Origin of the sequence: Novimethylophilus sp. (genome assembly GCF_036504375.1) — a bacterium.
GTDB lineage: Bacteria > Pseudomonadota > Gammaproteobacteria > Burkholderiales > Methylophilaceae > Novimethylophilus.
This window is the reverse complement of record NZ_DASXVH010000084.1, coordinates 1-16,477: the sequence shown is the minus strand read 5'-3', so window position 1 is coordinate 16,477 and position 16,477 is coordinate 1. Positions and strand designations below refer to the sequence as shown.

19 protein-coding genes, 1 other RNA gene and 1 riboswitch are annotated in these 16,477 nt (G+C 57.6%); of the genes, 7 read left to right on the top strand and 13 right to left on the bottom strand.

Annotation, left to right across the window (positions count from 1 at the left end; genetic code table 11):
- Positions 1–2: 2 nt before the first annotated feature.
- The 3 genes from cobO to VGK14_RS12105 form a co-directional block, all read right to left on the bottom strand.
- Positions 3–608 (bottom strand): cob(I)yrinic acid a,c-diamide adenosyltransferase, encoded by a 606-nt coding sequence (gene cobO / locus VGK14_RS12115; RefSeq protein ID WP_331509346.1) that lies wholly within the window; start codon positions 606–608, stop codon positions 3–5.
- A complete protein-coding gene (locus VGK14_RS12110) occupies positions 605–1,168 on the bottom strand; it encodes a hypothetical protein (protein ID WP_331509345.1) in 564 nt (187 codons plus the stop codon). The genes cobO and VGK14_RS12110 overlap by 4 nt, the downstream gene beginning before the upstream one ends.
- 63 nt (positions 1,169–1,231) lie before the next feature.
- On the bottom strand, positions 1,232–3,088 hold the full coding sequence (locus VGK14_RS12105) for a TonB-dependent receptor domain-containing protein (protein WP_331509344.1): 1,857 nt from the start codon (positions 3,086–3,088) through the stop codon (positions 1,232–1,234).
- A 127-nt stretch (positions 3,089–3,215) separates the two neighbouring features.
- A riboswitch (cobalamin riboswitch) is annotated at positions 3,216–3,412 on the bottom strand.
- A gap of 115 nt (positions 3,413–3,527) precedes the next feature.
- On the opposite strand from VGK14_RS12105, the gene VGK14_RS12100 reads away from it, so the two are divergent.
- The 4 genes from VGK14_RS12100 to gatB all read left to right on the top strand — a co-directional run bounded on the left by VGK14_RS12100 (position 3,528) and on the right by gatB (position 5,720).
- A complete protein-coding gene (locus VGK14_RS12100) occupies positions 3,528–3,728 on the top strand; it encodes a hypothetical protein (RefSeq protein WP_331509343.1) in 201 nt (66 codons plus the stop codon).
- Entirely contained in the window at positions 3,725–4,030 is a 306-nt protein-coding gene (locus VGK14_RS12095; protein WP_331509342.1) for a cell division protein ZapA, read from the top strand. Before VGK14_RS12100 ends, VGK14_RS12095 begins: the two co-directional genes overlap by 4 nt.
- A gap of 29 nt (positions 4,031–4,059) precedes the next feature.
- Positions 4,060–4,237, top strand: a non-coding RNA gene (gene ssrS / locus VGK14_RS12090) — 6S RNA.
- A 52-nt stretch (positions 4,238–4,289) separates the two neighbouring features.
- A complete protein-coding gene (gatB, locus tag VGK14_RS12085) occupies positions 4,290–5,720 on the top strand; it encodes an Asp-tRNA(Asn)/Glu-tRNA(Gln) amidotransferase subunit GatB (RefSeq protein ID WP_331509341.1) in 1,431 nt (476 codons plus the stop codon).
- Here the strand turns inward: gatB and VGK14_RS12080 are convergent.
- The 3 genes from VGK14_RS12080 to VGK14_RS12070 are packed head-to-tail and all read right to left on the bottom strand — an operon-like array spanning position 5,701 to position 7,561.
- Positions 5,701–6,219: a DNA-deoxyinosine glycosylase gene (locus VGK14_RS12080; RefSeq protein WP_331509340.1), complete on the bottom strand. Its 519-nt coding sequence runs from the start codon at positions 6,217–6,219 to the stop codon at positions 5,701–5,703. The two genes, gatB and VGK14_RS12080, sit on opposite strands and share 20 nt — an antisense overlap.
- Before the next feature lie 10 nt (positions 6,220–6,229).
- Positions 6,230–6,868, bottom strand: a complete 639-nt coding sequence (pyrE, locus tag VGK14_RS12075; protein ID WP_331509339.1) for an orotate phosphoribosyltransferase — start codon at positions 6,866–6,868, stop codon at positions 6,230–6,232.
- A gap of 24 nt (positions 6,869–6,892) precedes the next feature.
- Positions 6,893–7,561, bottom strand: a complete 669-nt coding sequence (locus VGK14_RS12070) for a serine protease (RefSeq protein WP_331509338.1) — start codon at positions 7,559–7,561, stop codon at positions 6,893–6,895.
- Between the two features lie 54 nt (positions 7,562–7,615).
- Here VGK14_RS12070 and VGK14_RS12065 point away from each other — a divergent pair, with 54 nt between their 5' ends.
- Positions 7,616–8,395 (top strand): exodeoxyribonuclease III, encoded by a 780-nt coding sequence (locus VGK14_RS12065; RefSeq protein ID WP_331509337.1) that lies wholly within the window; start codon positions 7,616–7,618, stop codon positions 8,393–8,395.
- A 138-nt stretch (positions 8,396–8,533) separates the two neighbouring features.
- On the opposite strand, the gene VGK14_RS12060 is transcribed toward VGK14_RS12065, so the two are convergent.
- The 5 genes from VGK14_RS12060 to VGK14_RS12035 form a co-directional block, all read right to left on the bottom strand.
- Positions 8,534–8,899: a hypothetical protein gene (locus tag VGK14_RS12060; protein ID WP_331509336.1), complete on the bottom strand. Its 366-nt coding sequence runs from the start codon at positions 8,897–8,899 to the stop codon at positions 8,534–8,536.
- A 24-nt stretch (positions 8,900–8,923) separates the two neighbouring features.
- Positions 8,924–9,568, bottom strand: a complete 645-nt coding sequence (locus tag VGK14_RS12055; protein WP_331509335.1) for a peroxiredoxin-like family protein — start codon at positions 9,566–9,568, stop codon at positions 8,924–8,926.
- A gap of 49 nt (positions 9,569–9,617) precedes the next feature.
- Positions 9,618–10,184, bottom strand: coding sequence for an SRPBCC family protein (locus tag VGK14_RS12050; RefSeq protein WP_331509334.1), 567 nt, complete (start codon positions 10,182–10,184; stop codon positions 9,618–9,620).
- Between the two features lie 84 nt (positions 10,185–10,268).
- Positions 10,269–10,850: a helix-turn-helix domain-containing protein gene (locus VGK14_RS12045; RefSeq protein ID WP_331509333.1), complete on the bottom strand. Its 582-nt coding sequence runs from the start codon at positions 10,848–10,850 to the stop codon at positions 10,269–10,271.
- Positions 10,851–11,176: 326 nt separating this feature from the next.
- A complete protein-coding gene (locus VGK14_RS12035) occupies positions 11,177–11,455 on the bottom strand; it encodes a hypothetical protein (RefSeq protein ID WP_331509332.1) in 279 nt (92 codons plus the stop codon).
- Positions 11,456–11,577: 122 nt separating this feature from the next.
- Between VGK14_RS12035 and VGK14_RS12030 the strand changes: the two genes are divergently transcribed.
- Both VGK14_RS12030 and VGK14_RS12025 read left to right on the top strand, forming a co-directional pair.
- Positions 11,578–12,249 carry a response regulator gene (locus VGK14_RS12030; protein WP_331509331.1) on the top strand — a complete coding sequence of 224 codons (672 nt, stop codon included), beginning with the start codon at positions 11,578–11,580 and terminating at the stop codon, positions 12,247–12,249.
- Entirely contained in the window at positions 12,239–13,630 is a 1,392-nt protein-coding gene (locus tag VGK14_RS12025; protein ID WP_331509330.1) for a sensor histidine kinase, read from the top strand. The genes VGK14_RS12030 and VGK14_RS12025 overlap by 11 nt, the downstream gene beginning before the upstream one ends.
- Positions 13,631–13,659: 29 nt before the next feature.
- On the opposite strand, the gene VGK14_RS12020 is transcribed toward VGK14_RS12025, so the two are convergent.
- Entirely contained in the window at positions 13,660–14,925 is a 1,266-nt protein-coding gene (locus VGK14_RS12020) for a sigma-54 dependent transcriptional regulator (protein ID WP_331509329.1), read from the bottom strand.
- Positions 14,922–16,477, bottom strand: a 1,556-nt coding sequence (locus VGK14_RS12015) for a sensor histidine kinase (protein ID WP_331509328.1), incomplete at its 5' end; no start/stop codon positions are given. The genes VGK14_RS12020 and VGK14_RS12015, both read right to left, overlap by 4 nt.

The following is a 16,477-nucleotide window of genomic DNA, read 5'->3' as shown; positions in this document are numbered from 1 at the left end:
CTTTACCATTCCACTCCGGGCATCGCCTGCACCCCCGCTTCAAACGCATGCTTGATAGGCGTCATGTCGGTGACGGTATCCGCCAGCGCAACCAGCTCCGCCGGCGCCGCCCGCCCGGTGACCACCACGTGCTGCATGGACGGTCGCGCCACCAAATCGTCCAGCACGGTATCGAGGTCCAGGTATTTGGATTTCAGGACGATATTCAGTTCGTCCAGTACGACCAGACCAATCGCCGTGTCTTGCAAGTGCGTCCTGGCAACTTCCCAGCCTTGCTGCGCCGCGGCAATGTCGCGCTCGCGGTTTTGCGTTTCCCAGGTAAAACCTTCGCCCATCACGTGCCAATCGACGCTGGGGTTTTGCTTGAAGAAGGCTTCCTCACCGGTATCGGAGCGGCCTTTGACGAACTGCACCACGGCGGTTTTCATGCCATGCCCCAGCGCACGGGCCAGCAACCCGAAGGCGGCGGTGGATTTGCCCTTGCCGTTGCCGGTATTCACCAGCAACAGGCCACGCTCGATATTGGCAGCTTCGATCTTGCTGTCGATCAGCGCTTTTTTGCGTGCCATGCGGGCAGCATGGCGCCGGTTGAGATCGGTGCCGCTCAAGCGTTGCGCGCTTGATACTGGCCGGCGATCAGCATCAGCGCATGTTGCGCCGCCCAGGCCACGGCCAGGTACATCAGGGTATAGCCAAGATAAGCCGGATAGTATTCCCAGCCGTGCTGCATGACTTCCCACAGCGAAGCTTGCGGGTAGCGGCCGGAGAACAGGTAGAAGCTATCGGTCGAAATCAGGAACGCCATCGTGGTAGTCAGGAATGCCACGCCGGCATATGCCAGCGGCGCAAAGGCATTGGCACGTTTCGCCAGCCAGCGTCCACCCATCCACAAGGTCGCATAGGTCGGCAGCAATGCCCAGTAAGCGGGCGACAGGCAATAGCTGGACACACCGTCCACCCCAATGGCATAGGCATCGACCGCCACCGCGGTCATCATCATCAGCGCAAACCAGGCGCCCCGCCGCAGGAAAATACCGCCCAGCAGCATGCAAGCCAATGTCGCATCCGGCAGACTGGAACCGGTGTCGACGTGGCTGCCGCGCGTGAGCACCATCAGGATCAGCAGTATTGCGGCAATGGCTAGCGGTTTTCTGGCTTGGTAAAACATGGGGGCTCTCTCCTTTGATTGAACCCGCCCTGACCGGGCGGGAAGGTTCATTGATGAATCATATCATTTTGGCGCGTAACGCAGGCCGACGAACAGGTTGGTTCCCGGCGTGTTGAAATCCGGCGCGTTCGGGGCGAAGCTGTTGGCGGTGGTGGCGAGTGCGTATTTGCGGTCGAACAGGTTGTTGAGTCTGGCATTGATCGACCAGTCGTCTCCCAGCTTATAGGCGGCGGTGAGATTGACCAGCGCATATCCGTCGAGCTTGAAAGCATTGGCGGCATCGTTGTAACGCTTGCCGCTGGCAACCACTTCACCGGCCACCTCCGCCTGGCCCATGGTCTTGCCCAGCCAAAGGGCTGCGTGCTGGCGTGCCCGGCGCACCAGTTGCTTGCCGGTATCATCGTCTTTCGGATCCTGAAAGTCGACATTGGCCCGCAGGTGATAACTATCAAACCAGCCCTCGTAAGCTATGGTCAAGCCCTGGATGGTGGCCGATCCGACATTGGTGGGGAAATCCGCAGGCAACCCCTGGCAGCACACCAGCAGATTGCTGATTTCGTTGCGATAAGCGGTAGCCGAAACGCGGTGATGGCCCTGATCGAACACCACCGAGATTTCCTTGTTGCGCGAGGTTTCCGGCTTGAGATTGGGGTTGCCCCGATAGGAAAAGCCGAAGCCGAAATCCTGAAACGGCCAGTACAGGTCGTTGAAGGTCGGCGCGCGGAAAGCTGTGCCGTAGTTACCCGTCACGCGCCAGAACTGGTTGAACTTGTATCCATAACCAATATTGCCGGTGTCGTGCCGGCCGAACTGCGAGTTATCATCGCGGCGGATGCCGGCATGGAACGCGTGCGGCCCTTGTTCCAGCAAATAGCTCGCTAGCCAACCGTTGTTGCGGCGGCGGTTCTTGGAAAATGCGGTATTGCCGACCACATGATCTTCGAGGCGGTCATAAGCCAAAGCCAGCACGCCCAGCGGCAAGGACAGATCGTTCTGCCATGAATACTGGCGCTGGTAGGTACGCAGAGCGGAGGTGCCGAAACTACCCACGCTCACCAGATCATCCATGCTTTCGCCCAGCTTGAGCTGACTCAACCAGCCGGCCATAAACTGATTTTTGCTGGTGACGGCAAAACTGTGCTGCTTCATGTCCTGGAAAGCGGTGAAATTGTTGTCGTCGAAATCGCTGTGGCCGTCGCTGCGGAAAAATTGCAGTCCGATTTCATGCCCTAGCGCCAATGTTTGCGTCAGGTGGCCGGAAACCGTCAGGTTGCGGTAACCATCGTCGTCCGCATCGCGTCCGATTTTGGTCCGCAGCGAGGAAATCCCGTCCGTGGCCAGCGAACTCACATTGAGTGCGAAGCGGGTATTGTCAGCGGCCCCGCTCAGACTGGCCGCTCCTTCTCGCGTGTTGTAACTGCCATACCCGGCATAGGCGCTGAGGTGCGGCTTGCCTGCCCCTTGCCGGGTAAAAATCTGGATCACGCCACCCACGGCATCCGAGCCATACAGGCTAGAAACCGCGCCGCGCACGATTTCGATGCGCTCGATCTGTTCCGGAGAAATCTGGTTGAAAGCAGTGGTGCCAAGAGTGGCAGATCCTAAGCGCATGCCGTCAATCAGTACCACTACTGCTTGTGAACTGGTGCCGCGCAAATGCACATTGGCAGTGGCGCCCGGTCCACCATTGGATTCGATTTCGACGCCAGGCATGGTGCTCAGCAACTCGACCAGCGTCGATTGGCCCGCATGTTCTATTTCTTCGCGCTCGATCACCGAAACATCCGCCACCACGCTCTCGCGTGATTGCGGAACGCGACTGGCGGTGACGACAACGTCATCGGAATAGATGGTTTCGTGAGCGTAAAGCGGAAAAGATGCCAGCAAGCCGATCAGGCTTACCAAAGTAGTTTTTTTCATGGGAACTCCCTTTGGGCATGCGACCCCGCATGCCAAATCAAAAACGGAAACACCAAAGGGAAAGGGATCAAGGGAGGAAATGGCTGACATGCACCTTCCCGGCCTGAACACCGTCACCCCGCGGTATTTCCAACGTGGTCGGCAGGCCGGTCTCCGGGCTCGCGAGTTTTGATTCATCGCCTTCCCAAGCTTTTTCAGCCCAGTGGCATGTGATGAATCCGCACTCACTTACCGTTGCGGGGGCAGCACAGGCATTCAACCTGTTTCCCGTTTCATCTTTTTCTTCTGAACGAAGATTAAGACACCTGACAACGTGACCGAATTGTAAGTTAGGCAGGGCTGAAGAGCAAATTAAACTTCCTCAGTAACGTACTGTAATACTTTCAAAAATTATCGTTAACGGTTGACCTGACTGGCTTTTCCCACTTATAGTTGCGCCATGGAAACCGATTTGAAAGCTCTGGAAAGCAAACTGGCGCAGTTTATCGCCCTTTGCCAGCATCTCAAGAGCGAGAATCATCAACTTCGCCAGGAGCTTGCCCAGGCGCAAAGCGATACCCGTTTGCTGAAGGACAATATGGCACAAGCCCAGAATCGATTGCAAAACATTATCGAGCAATTGCCTGAAGGGTCGCTATGAGTGAAGTCAAAGGCCTGGATGTTTCCATCATGGGGCGCGAATTCCGCGTGGCGTGCCCGGAGGACGAGCAGGAAGAGCTGCTGGCTTCGGTGTCGTATCTCGACCGCAAGATGCGCGAGATCCGCGATTCCGGAAAAGTGATCGGCGTCGAGCGCATCGCCATCATGGCAGCCCTCAATATCGCCCATGAACTTCTCACCACCCGCAGCGGCGGATTTGACATCGGTGACTTCAAGCGTAGAATCGGTGCCATGCAGGAACAGCTTGATCAGGCGTTGCTGGATCAGGAAAAGCTGTTTTAAAGGTTTCGGCGAGAATAATTCCGCCAAAGTTTTCCCTGCGGTGTTCGTTACGGCCCAGATTCCTTGAACCAATATTAAGCAATCGGTTGTGGCCACTTCGAGCGCTGTTGTGCGTGCCCCCAGCGGGCGTGCCTGAAGTGCTCCGGTCGCGACCCCCTGACGCCTAGCGTTCAGGATACGGGTACGGACGGCACCAGCGGGGAATTTCCATTTTTATCTTACTTACGCTGAGCCGATAGCTCATTAGGTTAATCAAAACATGCAGTGGGAAGTCGTCATCGGGCTGGAAACGCATACCCAGCTTCAAACCAATACCAAGATTTTTTCCGGCGCCTCCACCGCATTCGGCGCAGCCCCCAATACCCAAGCCTGCGTGGTGAGCATCGCACTGCCCGGAGTGCTGCCGGTGCTGAACAAGGAAGCGGTGCGCTGCGCCGTCAAGTTCGGGCTGGCGATCAATGCCGAAATCGCGCCGCGCTCGGTGTTCGCCCGCAAGAACTACTTCTACCCCGACCTGCCCAAGGGCTACCAGATCAGCCAATACGAGCTGCCGGTTGTGGGTAAGGGCTCGCTGACCATACAGGTCGGCGATGCCGAAAAAACTATCCGCATCACCCGCGCCCATCTGGAAGAAGATGCCGGAAAATCCCTGCACGAGGATTTCCACGGCATGACCGGCATCGACCTCAATCGCGCCGGCACGCCGCTCCTGGAAATCGTCACCGAGCCCGATATGCGCTCCGCTGCCGAGGCCGTGGCCTATGCCAGGAAACTGCACGAACTGGTGCAATGGATAGGTATTTGCGACGGCAACATGCAGGAGGGCTCGTTCCGCTGCGACGCCAACGTCTCGGTGCGTCCCAAGGGCTCGGACAAATTGGGCACACGGCGCGAAATCAAGAATCTCAACTCCTTCCGTTTTCTGCAGCAGGCCATTGAATACGAAACGCGCTGGCAGATCGAAACGCTGGAAGACGGCGGCACGATCCAGCAGGCCACCGTGCTGTTCGACCCCGACACCGGCGAAACCCGCGCCATGCGCAGCAAGGAAGAAGCCAACGACTACCGCTACTTTCCGGATCCCGACCTGCTGCCGCTGGAGGTGACGGAAGATTACATCGCGGAAGTAAAGCGCACCATGCCGGAACTACCGGAAGCAATGAAGGCGCGCTTCGAGCAGGAATACGGCCTCTCCGCCTATGACGCCGGCACGATTACCGCTTCGCGCGCAATGGCCGATTATTTCGTTGCCGCAACCGCTGCATTCGGTGGCGAGGCCAAGCTGGTGGCCAACTGGGTGATGGGCACGCTAGCCGCCAAACTGAACGAAGAAGGCGAGGACATCGCCGCTTCGCCGCTAACGCCGAATCAACTGGCCGGGCTGCTCAAGCGCATTCAGGACGGCACCATCTCCGGCAAAATTGCCAAGGAAGTGTTCGACGCGATCTGGGCGGGTGAAGGCGACACCGATAGCATCATCGAGCAAAAAGGCTTGAAGCAGATTTCCGATTCCGGCGCCATCGAGAGCATCGTCGACCAGGTGCTGGCGGCCAGTGCCGCCATGGTGGCCGAGTACAAGGCCGGCAAGGAAAAGGCGTTCAACGGTCTGGTGGGCCAGGTGATGAAAGCCAGCAAGGGCAAGGCGAACCCGGCCCAGGTCAACGAGATTCTCAAGAAGAAACTGGCCTGATACTGCGCCACGCCGCCAGCTTTTTATCGGCCGTAATCGCTGCGTTGGCCGGGCTGGTCGAAGGCAGCCTCGCCAGTTCGACACCCTGTAAATTTACACTCCCCAAACTCAGACCTGGCAACGCATACCTGCGGAAAGCCTGTTCGGCTTTGGCGCCGTTAAAATAAACCCGGCTGATTTGCCGATGCCGGGCGAAGAAACCGGCGAAATCGTTAGCAATGATGGAGGCTTCGACGATATCCGCATCCAGCGCACTTTCCCGGTAGCACTCTTTCAGCACGTCCCATAACGCCACGCCGTTTTCCTGCAGCGTCAGCAAACGCGCGTCATAAGGCAGCTCGGGGCCGGCGCCGAACAGTTCGCCCATGATGCGCCAGAACAGGTTGTGCGGATGGGCGTAGTATTGCCGCCGGGCGAGCGAGATCTTGCCGGGCATGGAGCCCAGGATCAGCACCTTGGCGTCGGCGCGCGCCACCGGCGCGAAACTGCGGACGATCATGCCTTCGCGCTCAGACTCCGTAGGCGGCGCGGTATTGCTCGATCGCGGGCTTGAATTCCGCCAGCTGCGGCGCACCGTCCAGATAGCGGATCAAATCCGCCAACCCGGCGATGTTGACGACCGGAATGCCGTATTGCTGCTGCACTTCCTGCACCGCCGACAGGGCGCCCTGGCCGCGCTCCTGCCGGTCCAGCGCGATGGCGACGGCGCAGGGCACGGCACCGCTGGCGCGGATCAGCTCCACCGATTCGCGCACCGAGGTGCCGGCCGAAATCACGTCGTCCACGATCAGCACCCGGCCCTGCAACGGCGCGCCGACGATGGTGCCGCCTTCGCCGTGGTCCTTGGCTTCCTTGCGGTTGTAGGCGTAGGGCACGTTGCGGCCCCGGCGCGCCAACGCAATGGCGATGCTGGCGGCGAGCGCGATGCCCTTGTAGGCCGGACCGAACAGCATGTCGAATTGCACACCGGATTCGAGAATCGCGGCAGTGTAAAACTCGCCCAGCCTGAGCAGGCTATCGCCGTCGTTGAACAGCCCGGCATTGAAAAAATACGGGCTCAGGCGCCCGGCCTTGGTCTTGAATTCGCCGAAGCGAAGCACTTGTTTCTGGACGGCAAAGCGGATGAACTCGCTGCTGAAATCGCTCATGAAAAATCCTAATGAAAATCCTGATTACTCTTTGTCTGGAATATATTTGCTGGCGTTGCGCACCAGCCGGATATAGGTAGTAGGTGCACTGAGGATGTTGCGCACGATTTCGATCGGCACCGCCAGGCATACATTCCCTTGCGCGGATGGTGCGGTACCGAAAACGATGCCGATGAGGCGGCCCTGATCGTCGAACAGCCCGCCGCCGGACGAGCCGGGCTGGCAGTAGTTGGTAGTAAACAACGCATCCTCGCCGTGCAAGGGGGCCTTGCGCAGAAAAAATCCATCCGAGGCCGTCAGCCGGCCGGCGGGAAAACCGATGGAATATGCCCTCGCAGCCGCGTCCAGCTCCGACCTGCCCGCCAGCGCGACCGATTTGCCCTTGGCCGACGGCGCATACAACAGGCAAATATCGTGGTCTTCGTCGTAGGCGTATTTCTGCACCGCAAAAACTTCGCGCGTTTGCACATTGGCGACGCGCATGCTGTCTTTGGTATATTGTTTGGCGTCGCGGAACACATGGCAGTTGGTGACGATTTTACCCGGTGCGAGCTGCATGCCGGAACCCAGCGCCTCGTGGTGATAGCCATCGGCGAAGATCAGGAACGAGGACGCAGCGAACTGGCCGTAATCCACAGCCGCCGCAGTGAACGGTACAAACAGCGCCAGCGCTAAAAGTCTAAGCAATGCCATGGCGAGATTTTATTCCACTTTGCAACAAACTATAGCCTAAGACTCAAATACTATATGCTAAAAATCATCAGCCTTAACCTCAATGGTATCCGCTCCGCCACCCGCAAAGGGCTCTTCCGGTGGCTGGAAAAACAGGATGCCGACATCATCTGCACGCAGGAACTTAAGGCGCAGGCGCCCGATATGACGCGCGAAATGCTGCAGCCGGGCAATCTGTTCGGCTATTTCCATTACGCGGAAAAGAAGGGTTACAGCGGGGTCGGCATCTACAGCAAAAAACAGCCGGATGCCATTATCGAAGGGCTGGGCATCCCGGATATCGACGCCGAAGGACGCTATATCGAAGCGCAGTTCGGAAATTTAAGCGTGGTTTCGGTCTATCTGCCCTCCGGCTCCAGCGGCGAGGAGCGGCAGGCAGTCAAGTTCAGCTTTCTGGAGCGCTTTTACCCGCACCTGCAGAAACTGCGCAACAGCGGTCGTGAAGCCATCATTTGCGGCGACTGGAATATTGCCCACCAAGCCATCGACCTCAAGAACTGGAAAGGCAATCAGAAGAATTCGGGTTTTCTGCCGGAAGAGCGTGCCTGGATGACGCAGGTGCTGAACGATGGCTGGATGGATACCTACCGCAGCCTCTACCCTGATGCCACCGACGCCTGCTATACCTGGTGGAGCAATCGCGGGCAGGCCTGGGCCAAGAACGTGGGGTGGCGTATCGACTATCAAATTGCGACTTGTGGAATAGCTGCTACGGTAAAGAAAGCGGAGATTTATAAATCCGAGCGATTTTCAGACCACGCCCCGTTGATTGTCGATTACGACTTCAATTCCTGAATTTGGTAATGCCAATATCAATGGCTGATATCGGCGGCCAAGAACGGACAGTCGTGTCTCTGGCTCAATGCATTGATTATTTTCCCTTAAGTTTTACGGACGGTTTAAACGGTCTTCAGTCCAAATACTTGTCTAGTCCTACGATTTTCCGCTCTCAGTGAAGGCTCTGGCCTCCTCGGCCAGAGAGACGATGTCTTTGCTTGTTGAAATAACCCCCCACTCCTTCATCAAACGGCCCCGCAGCTCGTAAGAACTGGCTTGGCCGGATTCAACCAAAGCCGTGATGCGATTAGCGGGAAGCTTCATGACAAGATGACCGTTGTGCAGTTTAGCGAAGACCTTGCCATTGATCCGCAAACAGTCAAACCCGAATAGCGTTGCCCGCTCAACCGGGTATTCGGTATGGGGTGTGGCGTAAAACGATACCAACTTCGTAAATGATTTTTCGCCATGCGACAGAGCGCTATCGCCTTTTTTAATTTCGCTGGTGCTTGCAATCATCATTTTCTCTCCGGATGCAGTGCGAGTTCAGTGACCGATTGTGCGGATTGCGGCCAGAAGATCAGCGGGCTCCTGCCTCCTCATGTAATCCGCATCGAGGAAGCTGTAGCTGACGATTCCGTTCTTGATAATGAAGGTTGCAGGGACTGGCAATACCCATTCGCCGTTAACCGAATCCAGGTCAAGGTTCAGCTTCAGGTAGACATTCCTGACATTCCCATCTACTGCAAAGGCAATCCCAAGTTGCCGGGCAAGTCTATTATTTTCGTCCCACAGGAATTTGAAATTTGCGTTAGCTGCCTTCTTTGTTTCCAGCTGGAATGATGGTTTTTCCGGAGCAATCGCGAACAGCCGGGTATTCTCGGCTGCGAATTCCTGCGCATATCTCTCCAGTGCAACAAGTTCAAGATGGCAATACGGACACCAGCCTCCTCGATAGAATTTCACAATGAGATTTTTATCGTGCCAGTACTCGCTTGCCTTGATCATTTTCGACTCGTTGTCCTGCAGGATAAAATCTGGAAATGCATCCCCGGCCTTTGGAGCATTGGACGCAAAACTCTCCTCGATAAGCCGCTCGATCAGGTTCCTGAATGAATCGATATAGCCAGCAGGAAGTCTCTCATAGGCACCCGCTGTGAATTGGCGTATTTCTTCGGTTAAGGTTGTCATGTTGGTATCCTTAGTTTGGTTCATTTGCTTGTCACGAGCTATCAATTGCTCATGCGATCCGGCGAAAGTTGCCGCCCTTGCCACCTAGTTGCTTCTTCAGATTTGCAAACCCCATGTTGAGCATCATCGGCATCATGCGCGCAGCCATGAAGCGCATCATGCCGGGCAGCCAGTCGAAGTGCGTCCGGAAAATGAACTTGCTGCCCCCGTTGCCATCGGGCTCGACCAAGAAAACCACCGCATGGTTCTGCGTCGGTACCATCATCTTGTTTGTCGGCTGGAAGGTGAAGGCATAGCCGTGTGGCGGGTTCCACCAGATCACTCGCTCGGTCACGTTGCCCATCATGCTGAACGAGCAGCTACGTTCCGAGCCGACGCCGCACGCGACCGGTCCGTTTTCGGAAGCATCATGGCTTATATGCAGCGATTTGAGCATCGGGAGCCACTTGCTCATCGCATCAGGATCGGAAATGGCGGCAAACATCCGCTCTGGCGGCACGTCGTAATAGCCGACACCTTCAAACCGAAGCGGTGCGAGAGAACCGGTTATCGAACTATTGTGTGCTGTTGGTAAATTTGCCTGTAACCATTTATCGACCGATGCAACTTGATTCATTTTGGACTCCTTTGTCATTAAGGTTGGAACTACTGCTGTGTAAACACCAATAACAGAACGATTGTTCTGTTATTGGTAAAAAAATTATTGCAGGTGAGAAAGCGCCACCTCCACCACGTTTACCATCATCCTTGAGTTTGCACGCGACCTTGCCATCACTGACAGGCCCTGCATGACACCAGTCAAGAAATCTGCTATCGCCTCGACATCACACCGAGTCGGAAGCTCGCCAGCAACTTTTGCATTAGACAGGGCATTCTTGAAACCGTGTTGACACCTTGTCCTGAACTTCTCAACCATATTTGCTGCACGTTCGTCATGGGGAGCCACTTCACTTGCGCTATTCGCCATCAGGCATCCCAATTTCCCCATCTCAGATGAAGAAAGCTCTACCAGCTTTGCAAAATAAGTCCGAATGTCTGTCAGCGATGCTCCCGGCCGTTCTACTATCTCGAATAGCGCCCCCGCAACGGCGTTTTGGTAATGATCAAGGGCTGCAAGAAACAATCCGTGCTTATTTTCAAATTCATCATATAGCCCATAGCGGTTTACACCAGTGGCGCTCACCAAGTCTTCGATAGAGGTGTTGGCGTAACCCTTTTGCCAAAAAACTCTCATGGCTTTATCAAGGGCTTCGTCAGGGTTGAATTCTCGAATACGCGCCATAATTAACTGTAATTCAGAATGATCGTTCTTGTATTATAGTTGCAGTATGTGTCGTGTCAAGGGATATTCGTCCATTATTGTGTAACTTTGGATGCCTTCTTATGAGAAGGTCAACTGTCCGGAACGGGACAGTAGGCAATTTGTGCGAGTAACTACCAGGTCGTCACACCCGGCATCGCTGCCAAGGCGGCGAGCAGCTCCAGTTACAAGGATGAGCGGTTCTCCGGCCACGCGCCGCTGACAATTATTTACGACCTGTAATGCAAATGTTGAGGCAACAAAAAAGCGGGGAAACCCCCGCTTTTTTGTCGCTAACAGTGCCGTTATTACTTGGCAGCAGGAGCAGCAGCGTCAGCCGGCTTGGCTTCTTCAGCCTTCTTTTCAGCCTTGGCCTTCTTGGCCTTCTTGGCCTTCTTGGCAGGAGCAGCCGGCTTTTCCTTGCCAGCGTCGGCGGCAGGAGCAGCAGCGTCGGCCTTGGCAGCAGGAGCGGCGGCCTCAACCTTGGCGGCAGGAGCAGCAGCGTCGGCCTTGGCAGCGTCAGCAGCGAAAGCGTTTACGGAAACGGCGAAGAGGCCGGCGATCAGAGCAGCTAACAACTTGTTCATGGTTTTCCTTTAATAAAAAAAAGACTTACACTTGAGAAACGTTACAACACATTCGGCTCGCTTGCCGTGAGCAGGACAATACCCTGCCAACCTTACCCGAACCTTACTGGTTGAATAGTTGAATGCGCATCCTGATCGTTGAAGACGACCCCGCCCTGGCCGACGGCCTGCTGCGCTCGCTGGAGCAATTGGGTTATGCCGTCGATTGCGCAGGCAACGGCGAACAGGCTAACACCATGCTGAAAGATGCGGTCTACGATCTGGCGATCCTGGATCTGGGGCTGCCCAAGCTCGACGGTACCGAGGTGCTCAGACGATTGCGTCAGCGCGGCGGACGGACGCCGGTACTGATCCTGACAGCACGCGATGCGGTAGAAGACCGCGTGCAGGGGCTGGATCTGGGCGCGGACGATTACCTGACCAAACCGTTCAACCTGGTGGAACTGGAAGCGCGCGTGCGTGCGCTGATCCGCCGCGGCCAGTTGGGCAGCAACGCCTCGCTCAACTGCGGGCGGCTGGTGTTCGACCCCTCCGGGCGCCGTGCTTCATGCGGGGACGTCCCGCTGGAGTTGTCATCCCGCGAACTGGGCGTACTGGAAGTGCTCATGCTGCGTCAAGGCAAGGTGGTGAACAAGGAACAGATCATGGAAGCGCTGTGCAACTGGGACGAGGACTTGGGCGACAACGCGATCGAGGTTTACATTCACCGCCTGCGCAAGAAACTTGAATCCTCCGGCACCCGTATCCGCACGATCCGCGGCCTGGGTTATCTGCTGGAAACCAATGAAAACTAAGGCGCGTTCGCTGCGGCGCCAGCTCTTGATCTGGCTGCTGGTGCTGTTGATCCCGCTGCTGATCATCGGCGGGATCAACTCCTATTCGCGCGCTTATCATTTTTCCAATCTGGCCTATGACCGTTCGCTGTTCCGCGCCGCCCTGGCCTTGGCGGACCAGGTATTCGTCATCCGCGGTAAGGTATTGGTGGATCTGCCGCAGAAAGCGCTCGACCTGCTGGAATACGATAAGGACGACTGGATTTATTACCGTGTGACCGACCCACAAGGAGAAATCGTCACCGGCGAACCCGGACTGCCCTTGCCGCCAGCCCCGCCGCCGCCCGGTGGGCATATTTATTACGACGCAATGCTGGGCGACAAGTCGGTGAGGGTGGTAGCGTTCTCGCTGCCTCTGCAAGGCACCAGCGCGCAGGGCATTGCCCTGGTGCAGGTGGCGGAAACCAAGTCCAAGCGCGACAATCTCGCGGGAGAAATCATCACCGCGATGATGGTGCCCCAGCTGCTGATCGTATTGCTGGCGGGTGCTCTCGTGCACTACGGCGTGCGGCGCGGGCTGGTGCCGCTCGACCGGCTACAGCATGCGGTCGAACAGCGTTCCGACCGCGATCTCAGCGCAGTACCGTATGAAGACGCGCCGCGTGAGGTCCAGCCCCTGCTGCGCGCGATGAACGATTTGCTGCAACGCCTGCGCGAAAGCATCGCACGCCAGCAGCGTTTCACCGCGGATGCCTCGCACCAGTTGCGCACGCCTCTCGCCGGGCTGCAGACGCAGGCCGAAATGGCGCTGCGTGAAACTGACCCTGCCAAGATACGCCATGCGCTGGACTGGATACGGGCCAGCACGGTGCGGCTGTCGCATCTGCTCAGCCAGTTGCTGGCGCTGGCACGGGTCGAGCCTGGTTCAGGGTGGGAAGCACAACTGCAGACAGTGGACCTGGTATTGCTGGCGCGCGAAACCACCGCGCAATGGGTGACGGCTGCGTTTGCCAAGCATATCGACCTTGGGTTCCAAGCGGACGCCGCTTCCATCTCGATAAGCGGCAACCCGCTGATGCTGCACGAAATGCTGTCCAACCTGCTGGACAATGCCATACGTTACACACCGTCGCACGGAAAAATCACTGTGGCCGTTGCTCTGCAAGCAGAGAAGGCATTGCTGATGGTGGAAGACAACGGTCCCGGAATTCCTTCTGATGAACGCGACCAGATATTCGAGCGTTTTCATCGGCTGGCAGACAGTGCCAGCGAGGGATGCGGATTGGGGCTGGCCATCGTGCGTGAAATTGCGCAGGCGCACCTGGCGGAGATTTCGGTCAGCGAAGGGCCGCAAGGGCAAGGCACGCGCATGACGGTAAGCATGCCGGCATTGTCGCGATAGCTGCTGAAAACGGCGTCGGCAAGTGAATGCTATTGGCTTTTATGGATGCCAAGTTGTTTCAGCTTGCGGTATAAATGCGTACGCTCCAGCCCGACAACCTCTGCCACCTTGCTCATATTGCCGCCCGATTTCGCAATGTGGTGCTCGAAATACATGCGCTCGAAAGCATCCCTGGCCTCGCGCATAGGCTGATCGAGCGAAATCGGCATCTGGCCCGCGGGCGCCGTTTCCGGTTCCAAGCCTTCGTACTCCTGCAGCAAGCGCCCGACATCCTCCAGGCCTATCGTTTCCCCTAGGCTGGTCAAGGCCAGGCGCTTCACCGCCCCTTCAAGCTCGGCCAGGCCGCCGGGCCAACTGGCGTTTCTCAGCGCATTCAACGCCGCGGTGTCGAATTCACGGTACGGCACCGTGCCGCATTCGCTGGCATGCGCGAGCAGCGTGCTGACAAGCTCGGGGATATCTTCCTTATGGTCGTTGAGCGCGGGCAGGCGGATCGTGACGCTGCCGATCGCATGCAGCAGGCTCTCGTCGAACTGACCTTCCGTTGCCAATTGCGGCAGCGCGCGCGACGTAGCGCATACCACGCGCACTCCGTACTTCTCCGCCCTTTGCACCAGCAGCAGCAATCCCTTCTGTTCGATGCGGCCAAGATCGGCCACTTCTGCGATGAACAATACCCCTTCCCGCATTTGCTCCAGCAATTCGAGCGGGGCCTGCGCCAGTTTTTCGGGCTGATCCAGCATCAACCAGGGAGTATCCGGCTTATGCAGCGAACGGGCGCACAATTCGCTGCCGCAGCCTTTGGTACCCACCAGCAACAGCGGAGAGCTCAAGCGCGCCACCTGCTCCAGGCGCTGGCGCAATTCGACAATCGACGCGCTCTTTCCCAAGCTTATCAGATTCATTGCCTGCCGCGGCTGGCGCTCGCCGTGCTTGAGCGCGGAACCCACGGTCTTGAGCAGCTTCTGCAGCGCTATGGGCTTTTCCAGGAAATCATAGGCGCCGATGCGCGTGGCTTCCACCGCGGTATCTACGGTTGCGTGGCCGGACATCATCACCACCGGCATCGTCAATAACCCACCGTTTCCCCATTCCTTGAGCAGCGTGACCCCATCGCAATCCGGCATCCAGATATCCAGCAGCACCAGGTCCGGCCGTGCCTGCTGGCGTAAATGGCGGGCCTGGGCGGCATTCTCCGCCAATTGGACGTGGTAGCCCTCGTCTTCCAGGATGTCGCGCAGTAGTTCGCGGATGCCGATTTCGTCATCGACGACCAATACATGCCGCGCCGTCATGTTGCCGACTCCAGTACAGGTAGTGCGATGGATACGCAGGCACCGCCTTCGGCACGGTTTTCGATAATAATGCTGCCTCTGTGTTCTTCCACGATTTTCTTGACGATGGCCAGTCCTAGTCCGGTGCCGTGACGCTTGGTAGTTACATAGGGTTCGAAAGCGCGTGCGATGAGCTCTTCCGGAAATCCGCTGCCGTTGTCGCACACGGCAAACCGTATCATACCGTTTTCCAGCCGACTGCTCACGTAGATCGCCGGCTCGGGGCGCCCATCCAGCGCATCCTGCGCGTTCTGCAGCAGATTATGCAGCACCTGGCGCAGCATCGTAGCATCTCCCCGGACTTGGACCGGCTCCTTGACCAGATCGATCACCAGCTTGATGTCCGGCGGCTCGTACAGCGCCAGCACCTCGCGCATCACGACATTCAAATCGAGTTCGGTCAGGTTGACCGCCGGTGCCCGGGCGTATTCGCTAAATTCGTTGACCATGCTTTTCATCGCCGTCACTTGGCTGACGATGGTGTGCGTTGCTCGGCGCAGCACCTCGGCATCGGATGCCTGCAACTTATCGGTCAGCTTGCGCTCCAGGCGCTCGGCGGAAAGCTGGATCGGCGTCAGTGGATTCTTGATTTCGTGTGCCAGCCGGCGTGCCACTTCGCCCCAGGCAGCATCGCGCTGCGCCTGGATCAGCCGCGTAATATCGTCGAACACCGCGACATAACCGCTATCGCTGCCTGCCGGCAGGCGGGTACCGCGTACCAGCAGCACTTGCGCGCCCTGGCGCCCGGTCAGTTCCAGCTGCTGCCGCCATTCCCCGGTTTCCCGCTCCTGGAAGCGCGCCAGCACTGCCTGTACCAACGGCATCAAGCCGGAATGGATCTCGGCTAGCTGCACCAGCGGTTTGGAGAGCGCGTCATTCAGGTCCACGCCGAGAATCTGTGCCGCAGCCGGATTGCAGGTGCGCAAGCAAAAATTCTCGTCCAGCGCCAGCACGCCTGAGGACAGATGCGACAGGATGGCCGCGAGATAGCCGCGCGCCGCCTCTACTTGGGCGCGGTGGCGTTCCGTGGCTTGCGTGGCCTCGTGCAATTGCCGCGTCATGCTATTGAAAGAGCGCACCAGGATGCCCAGTTCGTCCTTGCCATGTGCTGGCAACACTTTGCCGTAATCGCCGCTGGCAATTGCGCGCGTACCTTCTGCCAGCAAGCCCAGCGGGGCCGACAGGCGCCGGCTCAGCACGAAGGCGAACGCCACCGCGGACAACATCGCCAGCATCAGCACCAGCGTCAATGTCAGCGCGAAGGCTTGTTTCAATGATTGCCTGGCGTAGGACAGCTCCTGGTAATCCTGGTACACCGCCTGCACCGATTCTGCAGTGTCGGAGAGCGTTTTGGGTACAGGCCGCATCAGCTGCAGGATGCGCGATTCACCGCGCAGATCGAAAGTATTGACCGGTGCCAGCACGCGCAAATACAACCCCTTGCCGGGAATGGGCTCGATCACGCCATGGGCATGCTGGCGCGCCTGGCGCAACTGCTGCACGCTGGGCAGTT